General features: G+C 70.9%; 12 protein-coding genes. 7 read left to right on the top strand and 5 right to left on the bottom strand.

What is annotated here, in order from left to right:
- Positions 1 to 71: 71 nt before the first annotated feature.
- The 6 genes from ACFQ79_RS09315 (at position 72) to ACFQ79_RS09290 (ending at position 8,572) form a co-directional block, all read left to right on the top strand.
- Positions 72 to 1,136, top strand: coding sequence for a sugar ABC transporter substrate-binding protein (locus ACFQ79_RS09315; RefSeq protein ID WP_383580641.1), 1,065 nt, complete (start codon positions 72 to 74; stop codon positions 1,134 to 1,136).
- A gap of 325 nt (positions 1,137 to 1,461) precedes the next feature.
- Positions 1,462 to 2,256, top strand: coding sequence for an ATP-binding cassette domain-containing protein (locus ACFQ79_RS09310; protein ID WP_030322939.1), 795 nt, complete (start codon positions 1,462 to 1,464; stop codon positions 2,254 to 2,256).
- Complete coding sequence (locus tag ACFQ79_RS09305; RefSeq protein ID WP_383580639.1) at positions 2,253 to 3,572, top strand: sugar ABC transporter permease; 1,320 nt, start codon at positions 2,253 to 2,255, stop codon at positions 3,570 to 3,572. The genes ACFQ79_RS09310 and ACFQ79_RS09305 overlap by 4 nt, the downstream gene beginning before the upstream one ends.
- A gap of 254 nt (positions 3,573 to 3,826) precedes the next feature.
- The gene (dxs, locus tag ACFQ79_RS09300) at positions 3,827 to 5,746 is read left to right on the top strand and encodes a 1-deoxy-D-xylulose-5-phosphate synthase (RefSeq protein WP_328942042.1); all 1,920 of its coding nucleotides are present in this window, start codon (positions 3,827 to 3,829) and stop codon (positions 5,744 to 5,746) included.
- A gap of 121 nt (positions 5,747 to 5,867) precedes the next feature.
- Positions 5,868 to 7,382: an amino acid permease gene (locus ACFQ79_RS09295; protein ID WP_383580636.1), complete on the top strand. Its 1,515-nt coding sequence runs from the start codon at positions 5,868 to 5,870 to the stop codon at positions 7,380 to 7,382.
- A 110-nt stretch (positions 7,383 to 7,492) separates the two neighbouring features.
- On the top strand, positions 7,493 to 8,572 hold the full coding sequence (locus ACFQ79_RS09290; protein ID WP_383580633.1) for a hypothetical protein: 1,080 nt from the start codon (positions 7,493 to 7,495) through the stop codon (positions 8,570 to 8,572).
- 88 nt (positions 8,573 to 8,660) lie between these two features.
- On the opposite strand, the gene ACFQ79_RS09285 is transcribed toward ACFQ79_RS09290, so the two are convergent.
- The 5 genes from ACFQ79_RS09285 to ACFQ79_RS09265 all read right to left on the bottom strand — a co-directional run bounded on the left by ACFQ79_RS09285 (position 8,661) and on the right by ACFQ79_RS09265 (position 15,214).
- Complete coding sequence (locus ACFQ79_RS09285) at positions 8,661 to 10,799, bottom strand: 3-hydroxyacyl-CoA dehydrogenase NAD-binding domain-containing protein (protein ID WP_383580630.1); 2,139 nt, start codon at positions 10,797 to 10,799, stop codon at positions 8,661 to 8,663.
- A complete protein-coding gene (locus tag ACFQ79_RS09280; RefSeq protein ID WP_030322947.1) occupies positions 10,796 to 12,010 on the bottom strand; it encodes an acetyl-CoA C-acyltransferase in 1,215 nt (404 codons plus the stop codon). Before ACFQ79_RS09280 ends, ACFQ79_RS09285 begins: the two co-directional genes overlap by 4 nt.
- Before the next feature lie 208 nt (positions 12,011 to 12,218).
- Complete coding sequence (locus tag ACFQ79_RS09275; protein WP_383580627.1) at positions 12,219 to 13,502, bottom strand: HRDC domain-containing protein; 1,284 nt, start codon at positions 13,500 to 13,502, stop codon at positions 12,219 to 12,221.
- Positions 13,503 to 13,584: 82 nt separating this feature from the next.
- On the bottom strand, positions 13,585 to 14,250 hold the full coding sequence (locus ACFQ79_RS09270) for a response regulator transcription factor (RefSeq protein WP_015037008.1): 666 nt from the start codon (positions 14,248 to 14,250) through the stop codon (positions 13,585 to 13,587).
- Positions 14,251 to 14,512: 262 nt separating this feature from the next.
- Positions 14,513 to 15,214: a DUF3000 domain-containing protein gene (locus tag ACFQ79_RS09265; RefSeq protein WP_383580624.1), complete on the bottom strand. Its 702-nt coding sequence runs from the start codon at positions 15,212 to 15,214 to the stop codon at positions 14,513 to 14,515.
- Between the two features lie 90 nt (positions 15,215 to 15,304).
- Here ACFQ79_RS09265 and hemE point away from each other — a divergent pair, with 90 nt between their 5' ends.
- Positions 15,305 to 16,381 (top strand): uroporphyrinogen decarboxylase, encoded by a 1,077-nt coding sequence (gene hemE / locus ACFQ79_RS09260; protein ID WP_073906627.1) that lies wholly within the window; start codon positions 15,305 to 15,307, stop codon positions 16,379 to 16,381.
- Positions 16,382 to 16,531 lie beyond the last annotated feature (150 nt).

The following is a 16,531-nucleotide window of genomic DNA, read 5'->3' as shown; positions in this document are numbered from 1 at the left end:
GGTGTGACGGCCGAGTTGACTTCGTGCCACCTCGGCCGCAACGTCGCGGCCTCGTCAGGGAGGCAACCCCAATGAACGCAGTGACGCGTCGCGCCGTCATAGCCACGGCCGCGGTGTCGATGGCCCTCTCGCTCGCCGCCTGTGGCCAGGCCGGCGGCGACGACAGCGGTGACAAGGGCAGCTCGACCAAGATCGGCCTGCTCCTTCCGGAGAACAAGACCTCGCGCTACGAGGCTCTGGACAAGCCCCAGTTCGAGAAGGCCGTCAAGGCCGCGTGCGGCGACTGCGAGGTCGTGTACAACAACGCGGTCTCCGACGTCGTCAAGCAGAAGCAGCAGTTCGATCAGCTGATCGCCGACGGCATCAAGGTCATCGCGCTCGACCCGGTCGACGCCACCAAGGCCGAGGGCTGGGTCACCGAGGCCAAGGCCAAGGGCGTCAAGGTCGTCGCGTACGACCGTGCCGTCAAGGGCGCCGACGCCTACGTCAGCCACGACAACAACAAGGTCGGCGAGCTCCAGGGCCAGGCGCTCCTCGCCGCCCTCGGCGCCAAGGCCGCCTCCGCCAACGTCGTGATGATCAACGGCGACGAGAAGGACCCGAACGCCGGTCTCTTCAAGAAGGGCGCCCACACCGCCCTCGACGGCAAGGTCGGCAAGATCGCCTACGAGGCCTCCGGCGAGTGGGACCCGAAGGTCGCCGGCGAGAAGATGTCCGCCGCGATCTCCTCGGTCGGCAAGGACAAGATCGGCGCGGTCTACTCGGCCAACGACGGCATGGCCGGCGGCGTCATCACCTCCCTCGAGAACGCCGGCATCAAGGGCATCCCGGTCGGTGGCCAGGACGCCGAGGTCGCGGGCATCCAGCGCATCATCGCCGGCTCGCAGACCTTCACCATCTACAAGTCGCCGCTCCAGCTGGCCCCCGAGGCCGCCAAGTTCGCGGTGAACCTGCTCCAGGGCAAGGAGCTCGGCGCCCAGGGCGCGACCGACGGTGTGCCGTCGACGCTGTTCCCGCCGGTCGTCGTCGACAAGACCAACATCCAGACCACGGTGATCAAGGACGGCATCTACAAGGCCGCCGACCTCTGCACCTCGGACCTGGCCGCCAAGTGCACGGAACTGGGCATCAAGTAAGCCCTGAGCCGAGCCCGTCGGGCCCCCTGAGGGCCCGGCGTCACGGATCCCGACACCGGCCCGCGTACAGAGGCTGAAGCCCCGGACACGGGGTGAGGAGCCCGCCGAGGGTGAAACCCCGTCAGAGGGGTGGATCCCCCGCCGGAGGGTGATTCCCCCGCCGCCCGACCGGTGCCCGTCGACACGATCCGTCCCCCTGCCCGTCCGGCCCCCGGCCGACCCAGACCCCGCTGTCGGTCCGGGGGCCGGACGAGCTCAGCCCCCCCTCGAACTTTGGCGCTGCACCGGCGGCGCGACATGCCGCCGCCCGCGGGCGGCGAAGGAGTTGGTTCACGTGTCCCAGACGCAGGCGCCCGTGCTGGCGTTGCGCGGGATCTTCAAGCGGTTCGGAGCGGTTCAGGTCCTCTCCGGTGTCGATCTCGAAGTCCACGCAGGAGAGGTCGTCGCGCTCGTCGGCGACAACGGAGCGGGCAAGTCCACGCTGGTCAAGACGATCGCCGGTGTCCACCCGATCGACGAGGGCGTCATCGAGTGGGAGGGCGAGCAGGTCGAGATCCAGCGCCCGCACGACTCCCAGAACCTCGGTGTCGCGACCGTCTACCAGGACCTCGCGCTCTGCGACAACCTCGACGTCGTGGCCAACCTGTTCCTCGGCCGCGAGATCAAGAAGGGCGGCGTCCTCGACGAGGTCGCCATGGAGAAGCGGGCCAAGGACCTGCTCTCCACGCTCTCGATCCGCATCCCCAGCGTGCGCATCCCCGTCGCCGCGCTCTCCGGCGGTCAGCGCCAGGTCGTCGCCATCGCGCGCGCCCTGGTCGGCGACCCCAAGATCGTGATCCTCGACGAGCCGACCGCCGCCCTCGGCGTCGAGCAGACCGCCCAGGTCCTCGACCTGGTCGAGCGGCTGCGCGAGCAGGGCCTCGGCGTCATCCTCATCAGCCACAACATGGCCGATGTGAAGGCCGTCGCCGACACCGTGGCCGTCCTGCGCCTGGGCCGCAACAACGGCACCTTCCCGGTCGCCACCACCACGCACGAAGAGATCATCGCCGCGATCACCGGTGCCACGGACAACGCCGTGACCCGCCGTCAGGCCCGCAACGCGGAGGTAGCGAAGTGAGCAACACCCCTCCCACCGCGAGCGAAGAGGCAGCGGTGCCCGAGCCCCGTACCCCCGACGAGACGGCCCCGGTGACCGAGGCCCCGGCCGCCGCCGCGATCCCCGCCGTAGACCCCCGCCTCCTCGTGCGCGAGCAGGGCTTCAAGGGGTACGTCGAGGAGTTCAAGCGCAAGATCCGCTCCGGTGAGATCGGCTCGCTGCCCGTCGTCGTCGGCCTGATCGTCATCGGCATCGTCTTCCAGGCGCTCACCGGCAACTTCATCACCTCGTACAACCTCGACCAGATCACGCTGTACGCGGTCGGCCCCGGCATCATGGCCGTCGGCATCGTCTTCGTGCTGCTGCTCGGCGAGATCGACCTCGCCGTCGGCTCCGTGGCCGGTCTGGCCGGCTCGGTCTGGGGCGTCCTCGGCACCGACATGCCGGACGGCCTCGCGATCCTCCTCGGCATCCTCTCCGGCACCCTGCTGGGCGCCTTCCACGGCCTGGTCTTCGCCAAGATCGGCGTGCCCGCCTTCGTCGTCACCCTCGCGGGCTTCCTCGGCTGGGCCGGTCTCCAGACCTGGGTGATGGGCGACAAGTCCACCATCCCCACCCCGATCGGCAGCTTCGTCGCCGACCTCACCAAGTACTACTTCTCCGACGTCGCCGCCGCCTACGGCCTCGCCGTGGCCGTCGTCGCCGCGTTCTACCTCGCCCAGCTGCGCGACTCCCGCCGCCGCAAGGCCGCCGACCTGCCGCACCGCCCGCAGAGCGAGATCATCCTGCGCACCGCAGTCCTCGCGGTCCTGGTCCTCGTCGCCGCCTACGGCTTCAACCAGGAGCAGGGCCTGCCGCTCTCCCTGGTGATCTTCCTGGTCATCCTGCTCGTCACCGACTTCGTGCTGCGCCGCACCACCTACGGCCGTCAGGTCTTCGCCGTCGGCGGCGGCATCGAGGCCGCCCGCCGCGCCGGCATCAACGTCTCGTGGATCCGGATCTCGGTGTTCATGATCTCCGGCACGATGGGCGCGATCGGCGGTCTGTTCCTCGCCTCCGCGACCGGCGGCGCCGACCGCTCCCTCGGCGGCGGCAACCAGCTGATGATGTGCATCGCCGCGGCGGTCATCGGCGGCACGTCCCTGTTCGGCGGACGCGGCAAGGTCTGGTCGGCGCTCCTCGGCATCCTGGTCATCCAGTCGATCGTCCAGGGCCTCAACCAGATGAACCTGTCCTCGAACGCGATCCAGTACATGATCACCGGAGCGGTCCTGCTCATCGCCGTGATCATCGACTCGGTCTCCCGCAAGACGCAGAAGACGGCGGGACGCGCCTAGGGACCCCGTCCCGCGCGCGTAACGCTCGCCACACCGCCCGGCGCCGTGAAACCGGCGCCGGGCACTGCTGCGTCCGGAGCAGTACCCCGACCCTCGGGGAGCCGTACGGATCAGCGCGCGAAGCCGTACAGATCAGCGACATGTAGACCGTGGGGGTGACGCGTCACCCCCCGGCCCGATGCCCACGATCCAAGACGGAACATTAGACTCGACAAATCGGCAAGCTCGACCAGCTCAAACGCAAGGAGGCACGGGTGGCTCTGCTGACCCGTATCAGGGGACCGCGAGATCTGGACCGGCTCTCCCCGGAACAGCTGGATCAGCTGGCCGACGAGATCAGGACGTTCCTCGTGGACGCCGTCTCCAAGACCGGCGGGCACCTCGGGCCCAACCTCGGCGTGGTCGAGCTGACCATCGCCCTGCACCGCGTGTTCGACTCCCCGAAGGACAAGGTCCTCTGGGACACCGGCCACCAGAGCTACGTCCACAAGCTGCTCACGGGCCGCCAGGACTTCTCGAAGCTCAAGATGAAGGGCGGCCTCTCGGGCTACCCCTCTCAGGCCGAGTCCGAGCACGACGTCATCGAGAACTCGCACGCCTCCACGGTCCTCGGCTGGGCCGACGGCCTCGCCAAGGCCAACGAGGTCCTCAGGAAGGACGACCACGTCGTCGCCGTCATCGGCGACGGGGCCCTCACGGGCGGCATGGCCTGGGAGGCGCTGAACAACATCGCCGCCGCCAAGGACCGCCCGCTCGTCATCGTCGTCAACGACAACGAGCGCTCCTACGCGCCCACCATCGGCGGCCTCGCCAACCACCTGGCGACCCTGCGCACCACCGACGGCTACGAGCGCTTCCTCGCCCGCGGCAAGGACATCCTGGAGCGCACCCCCGTCGTCGGGAAGCCGCTCTACGAGACCCTGCACGGGGCCAAGAAGGGCCTCAAGGACTTCATCGCCCCCCAGGGCATGTTCGAGGACCTCGGCCTCAAGTACGTCGGCCCCATCGACGGCCACGACATCGAGGCCCTGGAGTCCGCCCTGACGCGCGCCAAGCGCTTCGGCGGCCCCGTGATCGTCCACTGCCTCACCGAGAAGGGCCGCGGCTACCAGCCGGCCCTCCAGGACGAGGCCGACCGCTTCCACGCCGTCGGCAAGATCCACCCCGACACGGGTCTGCCCATCGCCTCCTCCGGCGCCGACTGGACCGGCGTCTTCGCCGAGGAGATGGTCGCGCTCGGCAAGGAGCGCGCGGACATCGTCGCCATCACCGCGGCCATGCTCCAGCCGGTCGGTCTCGACAAGTTCGCCAAGGCCTTCCCCGAGCGGGTCTTCGACGTCGGCATCGCCGAGCAGCACGCCGCGGTCTCCGCCGCCGGCCTCGCCACCGGCGGTCTGCACCCGGTCTTCGCGGTCTACGCGACCTTCCTCAACCGCGCCTTCGACCAGGTCCTGATGGACGTGGCCCTGCACAAGTGCGGCGTCACCTTCGTCCTGGACCGGGCCGGCGTCACCGGCACCGACGGCGCCTCCCACAACGGCATGTGGGACATGTCGATCCTCCAGGTCGTCCCCGGCCTGCGGCTCGCCGCCCCGCGCGACGCCGACCAGGTCCGCGCCCAGCTGCGCGAGGCCGTCGAGGTCACCGACGCCCCCACCGTGGTCCGCTTCTCCAAGGGCGCGGTCGGCCCCGCCGTACCCGCCCTGCGCCGCGTCGGCGGCATGGACGTTCTCCGCGAGCCCGGCTCCGACCGGCCGGACGTCCTCCTGGTCTCCGTCGGGGCGCTCGCCCCGATGTGCCTGGAGATCGCCGACCTGCTCGACCGGCACGGCATCTCCACCACGGTCGTCGACCCCCGTTGGGTCAAGCCCGTCGACGAGGCCCTCGCCCCACTGGCCGAGCGTCACCGGGTCGTCGTCACCGTCGAGGACAACAGCCGCGTCGGCGGCGTCGGCTCGGCCGTCGCCCAGGCGCTCCGCGACGCAGGCGTGGACGTGCCGCTGCGTGACTTCGGCATCCCGCCGCGCTTCCTGGACCACGCCTCCCGCGGCGAGGTCCTGGCCGAGATCGGCCTGACCGCCCCGGACATCGCCCGGCAGGTCACCGGTCTGGTCTCGCGCCTCGACGGCAGGTTCGAGAGCAGCGCGCAGGCCGTGGAGCCCGCCCGCGACTGACGGTCACCGTCACCCCGCGTCACCCAGGGGCCGATCGGTTCACTCTTCGGAGTGCCGATCGGCCCTTTCGCGTGCATTCTGACCACAGGGCGGGCAGCCCCATGGCAGGGAGGTACGACGAGTGAGTACGGACCAGCAGCCACGCGCCAACAACGGCGTCTTCCGGACCAAGACGGTCGAGCAGTCGATCCGCGACACGGAGGAACCGGAGCACGCACTCAAGAAATCCCTGTCCGCATGGGATCTGATGGTGTTCGGCGTCGGCGTCATCATCGGCACCGGCATCTTCGTCCTGACCGGCAAGGTCGCCAAGGAGAACGCGGGCCCGGCCACCGCCCTCGCCTTCGTCGCCGCGGGCATCGTGTGCGCCCTCGCCGCCCTGTGCTACGCCGAGTTCGCCTCGACGGTGCCGGTGGCGGGATCGGCGTACACCTTCGCGTACGCCTCGATCGGCGAGCTGCCCGCCTGGATCATCGGCTGGGACCTCGTCCTGGAGTTCGCCCTGGGCACGGCGGTGGTCGCCGTCGGCTGGTCGGGCTACGTCCGCTCGCTCATGGACAACATCGACTGGCACCTACCCGCGGCCCTCCAGGGGCCGGACGTGCCGGGCGGCACCTTCGACATCCTGGCCTTCATCCTGGTCCTGGTGCTGACCGTGGTCCTCGTCCTCGGCATGAAGCTCTCCGCCCGGATCACCGCGCTCGTCGTGGCGATCAAGGTGACCGTGGTGATGATCGTGATCGTCGCCGGTCTGTTCTTCATCGTCGGCGACAACTACGACCCCTTCATCCCGCCGGCCGTCACCCCCGAGGGCGGCGGTTCCAACTGGGACTCCCCGCTCGTGCAGCTCCTCTTCGGGTACGAGCCGACCAACTTCGGCGTCATGGGCATCTTCACCGCCGCCTCGGTCGTCTTCTTCGCCTTCATCGGCTTCGACGTGGTGGCCACCGCCGCCGAGGAGACCAAGCTGCCCCAGCGTGACATGCCCCGCGGCATCCTCGGCTCGCTCTTCATCTGCACCGTGCTCTACGTGGCCGTGGCATTGGTCGTGACCGGTATGCAGCACTACACGGAGCTGTCCGTGAGCGCCCCGCTCGCCGACGCCTTCAAGGCCGCCGGGCATCCCTTCTACGCGGGCGTGATCAGCTTCGGCGCCGCCGTCGGCCTGACCACGGTCTGTCTGATCCTGCTGCTCGGCCAGACCCGGGTGTTCTTCGCGATGAGCCGCGACGGCCTCCTGCCGCGCTTCTTCTCCAAGACCCACCCGCGCTTCAAGACCCCGTACCGGCCGACCATCCTGCTCGGTGTGATCATCGCCATCGTCGCCGGCTTCACCAGCATCAACGAACTCGCGACCCTGGTGAACATCGGCACCCTCTTCGCCTTCGTCGTCGTCGCGTTCGGCGTCATCGTGCTCCGCCGCACCCGCCCCGACCTGCCCCGCGCCTTCCGCACCCCCTGGGTGCCCGCGCTGCCGATCCTCTCCATCGCCGCCTCGCTCTGGCTGATGCTCAACCTGCCCGGCGAGACCTGGTTCCGCTTCGCGGTCTGGATGCTGATCGGCATCGTCGTGTACTTCCTGTACGGACGCAGTCACAGCCGGCTCGGGCAGGAGGGCCAGGGCGCGAAGTACTGAGCGGGCCGTAAGGCGGTGATACCGCAGGCGCGGAAGGGACCGTTCGGCAGGGCGACTACAGTCGTTTCGTGCCCGAACTCCTTCCGACGACCGGAGTGCTGGATCCCCCCATGGCTAATCGATCCCAGGCCCCCGCCGACCGTTCCTCCGCCGCTCCCGAGCTCCAGGGCGCGTGGCTGACCAGAGGGGAGGAGGGCCGGTTCAGCGCCTACCTCCCCCGGGACGGAGAGGTGGTGCGCTGGACCGAGGAGCCGGACGGGAGCTGGAGCGGACCCGTCTCGCTCGGCGGCGACGGTCTGACCCCCGTCCTCTCGGTCGGCCAGGGCGCCGACCGCTACGTCCACCTCGTCGGTCTGCGCCCCACGAACAGCGGCGAGGACCACGTCGAGCTGGTGCACAGCGTCCAGTTCCAGACGGGCCGCCCCGCGGTCGCCTGGCGCTCGATCGGCCACTCCAACGGCAAGGGGCCGCGGTACGGCTACCCGGCCGTCGCGGTGGACGCCCAGGGCCGCGCCTACGTCTTCGTACGGAACGGCGGCGGCGGTCTGAGCGTCCGGGCCCAGAAGGACGCCGGCGGCTGGCACCCCTGGTGGGACCTGCACGGCTCCCGGACGGATCCCCTGCCGGTCGCCGTCACCAACGGCTCCGGCCTCGTCGAGCTGTACAGCTCGCACGCCACCGGTCTCGCCCGCTACGTACAGCGCGAGGCCGGGGCCAAGCCGATCCGCGAGGACCTGCTCCCGGCCTCGGTGACCATGGGCACCCTGGCGGCCACCACGGGCCCCTCGGGGCACGTGACGCTCTTCTACCTCGACCAGGAGGGCCAGGTCCGGGCCTGGTCGCCGGAGCGCGAACTGGAGCCGACCGTCCTCGGTCCGGCCGTGGGCACCGGGCGGCTCGCCGCCACCCGATGTCTCATCGACGGCTTCGACTGCACGGTCCTCGCCCAGCGGTCCGCCGACGGCCGGCTCGCCCTCGCCGCCTACCCGAGCGAGCAGGAGAAGCAGGGCATCGAGTGGTCCGAGACCGGGGGAGCGGCGCACGGCGAGCTCTCCGCCGTCCTCACCCGCGGGCTCGACGGACGGCTGGTCGTGACGGCCCTGGTCGGCGACAGGAACCTGATCACCACCCGGCAGAAGGCCGGGGCGGAGGGGCTGCTCCTGGAGAGCTGGCGCCCGATAGGGGGGTGACGACCGCCCCCGGACGACGCGAACGGCCCCGGCACCTGGAGAAGGTGCCGGGGCCGTTCACGTACGCCCGGGGGCGCGAGGCCGGTTGTTACGCCGGGACGCTCGCCACGCCCTGCGCGAGGAAAGGCTTGCCGTTGACGCGCTCGGAGACGCCCTCACGGTCCAGGTACGGCGTGATGCCGCCCAGGTGGAAGGGCCAGCCCGCGCCGGTGATCAGGCAGAGGTCGATGTCCTGCGCCTCGGCGACGACACCCTCCTCCAGCATCAGGCCGATCTCCTGCGCCACCGCGTCCAGGACGCGGTCGCGGACCTGCTCCTCCGTCAGGACGGACTCGCCCTGGACGAGGAGGGCGGCGACCTCGGGGTCGAGCTCCGGCTTGAAGCCGTTCTCGGCGTTGTAGACGTAGAAGCCGCGCTTGCCGGCCTCGACGACGCGCTTGAGGTTCGGCGAGACGGTGAAGCGCTCCGGGAAGGCGCGGTTCAGGGTCTCGGAGACGTGCAGACCGATGGCCGGGCCGACGAGCTCCAGGAGGACCAGCGGCGACATCGGCAGGCCGAGGGGCTCGATCGCCTTCTCGGCGGTCTCGACCGACGTGCCCTCGTCGATGACGTTCTGGATCTCGCCCATGAAGCGGGTCAGGATGCGGTTCACGACGAACGCCGGGGCGTCCTTGGTGAGGACCGCGGTCTTCTTCAGCTTCTTGGCGACACCGAAGGCGGTGGCCAGCGAGGCGTCGTCCGTCTGCTCGCCGCGGACGATCTCCAGGAGCGGGAGGATCGCGACCGGGTTGAAGAAGTGGAAGCCGACCACGCGCTCCGGGTGCTGGAGCTTGGAGGCCATCTCCGACACCGAGAGCGAGGAGGTGTTGGTGGCGAGGATCGCGTGCGCCGGGGCGACCGCCTCGACCTCCGCGAACACCTTCTGCTTGACGGACATCTCCTCGAACACGGCCTCGATGATGAAGTCCGCGTCCGCGAAGCCCTCGGCCTTGTCCAGGACGCCGGAGACCAGGCCCTTGAGACGGTTGGCCTTGTCCTGGTTGATGCGGCCCTTGCCGAGCAGCTTCTCGATCTCGGCGTGGACGTAGCCCACACCCTTGTCGACGCGCTCCTGGTCGATGTCGGTCAGGACGACCGGCACCTCGAGGCGGCGCAGGAAGAGCAGGGCGAGCTGGGAGGCCATCAGACCGGCGCCGACGACACCGACCTTGGTGACCGGGCGGGCCAGCGACTTGTCCGGGGCGCCGGCGGGGCGCTTGCCGCGCTTCTGCACCAGGTTGAAGGCGTAGATGCCGGAGCGGAGCTCGCCGCCCATGATCAGGTCCGCGAGGGCCTGGTCCTCGGCGTCGAAGCCCTTCTGCAGGTCGCCGTCCTTGGCGGCCTCGATGATGTCGAGGGCGCGGTAGGCGGCCGGCGCGGCGCCGTGGACCTTGGAGTCGGCCACGAGACGGCCCTTGGCGACGGCCTGGTCCCAGGCCTCGCCGCGGTCGATCGCGGGGCGCTCGACGGTCACGGAGCCGTTGAGGACGGACGCCGTCCAGATGAGCGACTGCTCCAGGAAGTCGGCGCCCTCGAACAGCGCGTCGGCGATGCCGAGCTCGAAGACCTGCTTGCCCTTGAGCTGACGGTTCTGGTTCAGCGAGTTCTCGATGATGACCGAGACGGCCTTCTCGGCACCGATCAGGTTCGGCAGGATGGCGCAGCCGCCCCAGCCGGGCACCAGACCGAGGAAGACCTCGGGCAGCGAGAAGGCCGGCAGGGCCTTCGACACGGTGCGGTAGGTGCAGTGGAGACCGACCTCGACGCCGCCGCCCATGGCCGCGCCGTTGTAGTACGCGAAGGTCGGGACGGCGAGCGCGGACAGCCGCTTGAAGACGTCGTGGCCGCCCTTGCCGATGGCGAGCGCCTCGTCGTGCTTCTTCAGGAGCTCGACGCCCTTGAGGTCGGCGCCGACGGCGAAGATGAACGGCTTGCCGGTGATGCCGACGCCGGTGATCTCACCGTTCGCGGCCTCGGCCTCGACCTGGTCGATCGCCGTGTTCAGGTTGGCGAGCGACTGCGGGCCGAAGGTGGTCGGCTTGGTGTGGTCGAAGCCGTTGTCCAGCGTGATCAGGGCGAACCGGCCCGCACCCGCGGGCAGTTCGAAGTGCCGTACGTGGGCGCTCGTGACGACCTCGTCGGGGAAGAGCTCCGCGGCGCCCTTCAGAAGCTCGGCGGTGGTGCTCACTTGCCCTCCCAGTGGGGGTTTTCCCAGATGACCGTGGCGCCCATGCCGAAGCCGACGCACATCGTGTTGAGGCCGTAGCGGACCTGCGGGTTCTCCTCGAACTGGCGGGCCAGCTGCGTCATCAGACGGACGCCGGAGGAGGCGAGCGGGTGACCGTAGGCGATGGCGCCGCCGTACTGGTTGACGCGGGCGTCGTCGTCGGCGATGCCGTAGTGCTCCAGGAAGGCGAGGACCTGGACCGCGAAGGCCTCGTTGATCTCGAAGAGGTCGATGTCCTCGATGGACAGACCGGCCTTCGCGAGGGCCTTCTCGGTCGCCGGGATCGGGCCGTAGCCCATGACCTCGGGCTCGACGCCGGCGAAGGCGTACGAGACGAGGCGCATCTTCACCGGGAGGTCGTTCTCGCGGGCGAAGTCCTCGGAGGCGATGATCGAGGCGGTGGCGCCGTCGTTGAGACCGGCCGCGTTGCCCGCGGTGACGTTGCCGTGGACGCGGAACGGCGTCTTCAGGTTGGCCAGCGACTCCAGGGTGGTGCCCGGGCGCATCGGCTCGTCGGCGGTGACCAGGCCCCAGCCGGTCTCACCGGTGGAGGCGTCGGTGCGGCGGACCGAGATCGGCACCAGGTCCTGCTGGATCTTGCCGTCGGCGTACGCCTTGGCGGCCTTCTCCTGCGAGCGCACGGCGTACTCGTCGGCGCGCTGCTTGGTGATGCTCGGGTAGCGGTCGTGCAGGTTCTCGGCGGTCATGCCCATGAAGAGGGCGGACTCGTCGACGAGCTTCTCCGACACGAAGCGCGGGTTCGGGTCGACGCCCTCACCCATGGGGTGGCGGCCCATGTGCTCGACGCCACCGGCGATGACGGCGTCGTACGCGCCGAAGGCGATCGAACCGGCGACACTCGTCACGGCCGTGAGCGCACCGGCACACATGCGGTCGATGGAGTAGCCCGGCACCGACTGCGGCAGTCCGGCGAGGATGCCCGCCGTGCGGCCGAGGGTCAGACCCTGGTCACCGATCTGCGTGGTCGCGGCGATGGCGACCTCGTCGATCTGCGCGGGGTCGAGGCCGGGGTTGCGGCGCAGCAGCTCCCGGATGGCCTTGACGACGAGATCGTCGGCGCGGGTCTCGTGGTAGATGCCCTTCGGGCCCGCCTTGCCGAACGGGGTGCGGACGCCGTCGACGAAGACGACGTCCCTGACGGTACGAGGCACGATGGCTCTCCTCCAGGGTGCGGGATGGCACTGCTGCGGCACACGCCTAAGCGTGCGCTTGCTTCCCCCATGCTACTTGTGGGTAACCAGGCTGCCCAGCCCCTGGGGCCCAAGCGGCGAAGGTCACACCCCGAAGCGTGCCGGACATGACGGAGCCCCCGGCGCATTTCGGCGTGCCGGGGGCTCTCGAATCGGATGGCGTACGGGGTCACGCGGTGGCCGTCAGCGCCTTCACGAGGAGCGGGGTCACCAGTTCGACCTGCCAGGGGCGCGCCCCGTGGCCCGTCAGAGCGGCGGCGACACCGTCCGCGTCGCCCGCGGTCGGCGGCTCCCAGCAGACGCGGCGGACCGTGTCCGGGGTGATCAGGTTCTCCTGCGGCAGGTTCAGTTCCTCCGCCAGGGCCGAGACCGCCGCGCGGGCCGCCGACAGACGGGCCGCCGCGACCGGGTCCTTGTCCGCCCAGGCGCGCGGCGGGGGCGGGCCGGCCACCTGCTGGCCCGGCTGGGGCAGCTCGCTCTCGGGCAGGGCGCGGGCGCGGTCGACGGCCGCCTGCCACTGCTCGAGCTGACGGCGGCCCATCCGGTGGCCGTAGCCGGGCAGCGCCATGAGCGCGGTCACGTTCACCGGCACCGCGAGCGCCGCCTCGACGATCGCCGCGTCGCTGAGCACCTTGCCGGGGGAGACGTCCCGCCGCTGGGCGACCTTGTCACGGGCCGTCCACAGCTCCCGTACGACCGCCATCTGACGGCGGCGCCGCACCTTGTGCATGCCGGAGGTGCGCCGCCACGGGTCCTTGCGCGGCGGGGCCGGCGGGGCCGAGGCGATCGCGTCGAACTCCTGGTGCGCCCATTCGAGCTTGCCCTGCCGGTCGAGCTCCTTCTCCAGGGCGTCCCGCAGGTCGACGAGGAGCTCCACGTCGAGGGCCGCGTACCGCAGCCAGGGCTCGGGCAGCGGCCTGGTGGACCAGTCCACGGCGGAGTGGCCCTTCTCCAGGGCGTAGCCAAGGACGGACTCGACCATCGCGCCGAGGCCGACGCGCGGGAAGCCCGCGAGCCGCCCGGCGAGCTCGGTGTCGAAGAGCGAGGTGGGCAGCATGCCTATGTCGCGCAGGCAGGGGAGGTCCTGGGTCGCGGCGTGCAGGATCCACTCGGTTCCGGCGAGCGCCTCGCCGAGTCCGGAGAGGTCGGGGCAGCCCACCGGGTCGATGAGCGCGGTCCCCGCGCCCTCGCGGCGGAGCTGTACGAGATAGGCGCGCTGGCCGTACCGGTAGCCGGAGGCGCGCTCGGCGTCCACGGCGACGGGGCCGCGGCCGGCCGCGAAGGCGGCGATCACCTCGGCGAGGGCGTCCTCGGTCTCGACGACGGGCGGAATCCCCTCGCGGGGCTCCAGCAACGGGATCGGAAGCCCATTCGCAGGGACATCGTCGTCCGGGGGGCCGCCCCCGGTGGTGCGCAGTGCTGTGTCTGCTGCGGTCTCTTGGGCGTCGGTCACCTGTCAAGGGTATCGGTGAACGGCAAGCGCCTGTCGACGGAACGTTCCGTCGACAGGCGCCGGCTTCTCGTCGAGCGCTCCGTCAGTGGATGATCCCCGTCCGCAGGGCCACCGCGACCATGCCGGCGCGGTCGCCGGTGCCCAGCTTGCGGGCGATCCGGGCGAGGTGGCTCTTCACGGTGAGGGCCGAGAGGCCCATGGAGACGCCGATCGCCTTGTTCGACTGGCCCTCCGCGACGAGCCGGAGCACCTCGACCTCACGGCCGGAGAGCTCGCGGTAGCCGCCCGGGTGGCTCGGGGCACCCGGGGGGCGGCGGTGGCCGAGCCGCGCGGCCGCGGCGCCGATGGGGGCGGCGCCGGGTCGGGTCGGGTGACCGATGTTCGTACGGGTGCCGGTGACGACATAGCCCTTCACGCCGCCCGCGAGGGCATTGCGCACGGCACCGATGTCGTCCGCCGCCGAGAGGGCGAGGCCGTTGGGCCAGCCCGCGGCGCGGGTCTCGGACAGCAGGGTCAGGCCGCTGCCGTCGGGCAGGTGGACGTCGGCAACGCAGATGTCGCGCGGGTTGCCGACGCGGGGACGTGCCTCCGCGATGGAAGAAGCCTCGATCACGTCGCGTACTCCGAGGGCCCACAGGTGGCGGGTCACGGTGGAGCGGACGCGCGGGTCGGCCACGACGACCATGGCCGTCGGCTTGTTCGGGCGGTAGGCGACCAGGCTTGCGGGCTGCTCGAGGAGAACGGACACCAGGCCTCCTGGGGGGAAGGATGCGGGACGGAGCCGGCTCGGGGAAGAAGCCGGGGGCGAACCCGTGCTGTGAAGGGGTCACTCGTTCCTTCGGCAGCTGGGCCGCCCGCCTTTAGGGAAAGATCACGATTTGGTGAGTAACAATTAGGGCAATTCGGACGCGTGATCGATCATCCTACGAGCGGGCCCCCTCGCGTCACCCCTGAGGGGGAGTGGCGGGGCCGTCGTTCGGACACTCCGAAGGTTGGCTTGATCCCACCCCTCAGACCTGCTGCGGCCCCCGCCGCTGGGGCAGCGAGACGATCCCCGCGCCCGACACCGTGCCCGCCGCACCCGTCGCCGGATCGGCCGGCGCGGGCGGCAGTCCCGCGATCTGGCAGAGCAGATCGCACCAGGCCGCCAGGTGTGCCCCGGTGTCCGGCACCCCGCCCAGACCCTCGCGCGGCGTCCAGGACGCCCGGATCTCGATCTGCGTCGCCGGCCTGCGGTCCGCGAGACCGCCGAAGTAGTGCGAGCCCGCCATCGTGACCGTGCCGCTCGCCTCCCCGTACGCGAGCCCCCGGGCCTCCATGGCGCCGGTCAGCCAGGACCAGCAGACCTCGGGCAGCAGCGGATCCGCCGCCATCTCGGGCTCCAGCTCCGCCCGGACCAGCGTCACGAGCCGGAACGTGCCCTTCCAGGCCTCGTGGCCGTCCGGATCGTGCAGCAGCACGAGCCGCCCGTCCGCGAGGTCCTCCTCGCCGTCCACGACGGCCGCCTCGACCGCGTACGCGTGAGGGGCGAGGCGCTGCGGGGGCCTCGTCGGGTCGATCTCGATCTCGGGCCGCAACCGCGCCGCGCGCAGCGCCTCCACCGCCCGGCGGAACGCGGGGGGTACCGGGTTCGCCTCCGTACTGTCCGCCGTTTCGTCCGTCCCTCGATCGCCGTCGGAATGATCGGAAAAATGTCCCTGAGCCGCAGCCATGCGGGGAAGAGTAGGCGGAACGGGGCCTCTGTGCAGGGAGGACACCCGGCCCGGACGAGCGGCTTCCCGCCACATGCGAAGATTCTGGGCGTGAGTGCCAACGACAGCCCGCAGGGCCAGCAGACGAAGCAGCAGTCGCGGACGCACGACTCCGCGTTCCTCAAGGCATGCCGGCGTGAGCCCGTGCCGCACACCCCCGTCTGGTTCATGCGGCAGGCCGGGCGCTCGCTCCCCGAGTACCTGAAGGTGCGCGAGGGCATCCCCATGCTCGAGTCCTGCATGCGGCCCGAGCTGGTCACCGAGATCACCCTCCAGCCGGTCCGCCGCCACAAGGTCGACGCCGCGATCTACTTCAGCGACATCGTCGTCCCCCTCAAGGCCATCGGCCTCGACCTCGACATCAAGCCCGGCGTCGGCCCGGTCGTCGCCGACCCGATCCGCACCCGCGCCGACCTGGACCGGCTGCGCGACCTGACTCCCGAGGACGTCCACTACGTCACCGAGGCCATCGGGATGCTCACCGAGGAGCTGGGGGACACCCCGCTCATCGGCTTCGCGGGCGCGCCCTTCACCCTCGCGAGCTACCTCGTCGAGGGCGGTCCGTCGCGCAGCCACGAGCGCACCAAGGCGATGATGTACGGCGACCCGCAGCTGTGGGCCGATCTGCTCGACCGCCTCGCCGAGATCACCTCGGCCTTCCTCAAGGTCCAGATCGAGGCCGGCGCCTCCGCCGTCCAGCTGTTCGACTCGTGGGTCGGCGCCCTCGCCCCGGCCGACTACCGCCGCTCGGTGATGCCGGCCTCCGTGAAGGTGTTCGACGCGGTCGCCGGGTACGGCGTTCCGCGCATCCACTTCGGCGTCGGTACGGGCGAGCTCCTCGGCCTCATGGGCGAGGCCGGCGCGGACGTCGTCGGCGTCGACTGGCGCGTCCCGCTCGATGAGGCCGCCCGCCGCGTCGGCCCCGGCAAGGCGCTCCAGGGCAACCTGGACCCGGCCGTGCTCTTCGCCGGGCGCGAGGTGGTCGAGGCCAAGACCGACGAGGTCCTGGCCGCCGCGAAGAACCTCGAGGGGCACGTCTTCAACCTGGGCCACGGCGTCATGCCGTCGATGGACCCGGACGCCCTGTCGCAGCTCGTCGAGTACGTCCACACCAGGACGGCCGTCTGACGCACCCGCGCCGACCTGCCGACGGGCGCCCGGGGGCACCCCCGCGGCCGGCGGGCCGGCGTCACCCCCCCCCGCCGGCCCCCCCCCGAGCCAAGGGGGGCCCCGGCAGGACCCGGGGCCCCACCCGCCCGAACCGCGGGGCGGTGGCCC

The organism is Streptomyces sp. NPDC056480, from assembly GCF_042795405.1.
Taxonomy (GTDB): domain Bacteria; phylum Actinomycetota; class Actinomycetes; order Streptomycetales; family Streptomycetaceae; genus Streptomyces.
Note: the sequence above shows the minus strand (reverse complement) of the source record. Positions and strands in the feature narration are given on the sequence as shown.

Bases quoted from the DNA above. Each gene is read 5' to 3' on its own strand.
- ACFQ79_RS09265 (WP_383580624.1), bottom strand. From the start codon at position 15,214: ATGGCTGCGGCTCAGGGACATTTTTCCGATCATTCCGACGGCGATCGA.
- ACFQ79_RS09290 (WP_383580633.1), top strand. From the start codon at position 7,493: ATGGCTAATCGATCCCAGGCCCCCGCCGACCGTTCCTCCGCCGCTCCC.
- ACFQ79_RS09315 (WP_383580641.1), top strand. From the start codon at position 72: ATGAACGCAGTGACGCGTCGCGCCGTCATAGCCACGGCCGCGGTGTCG.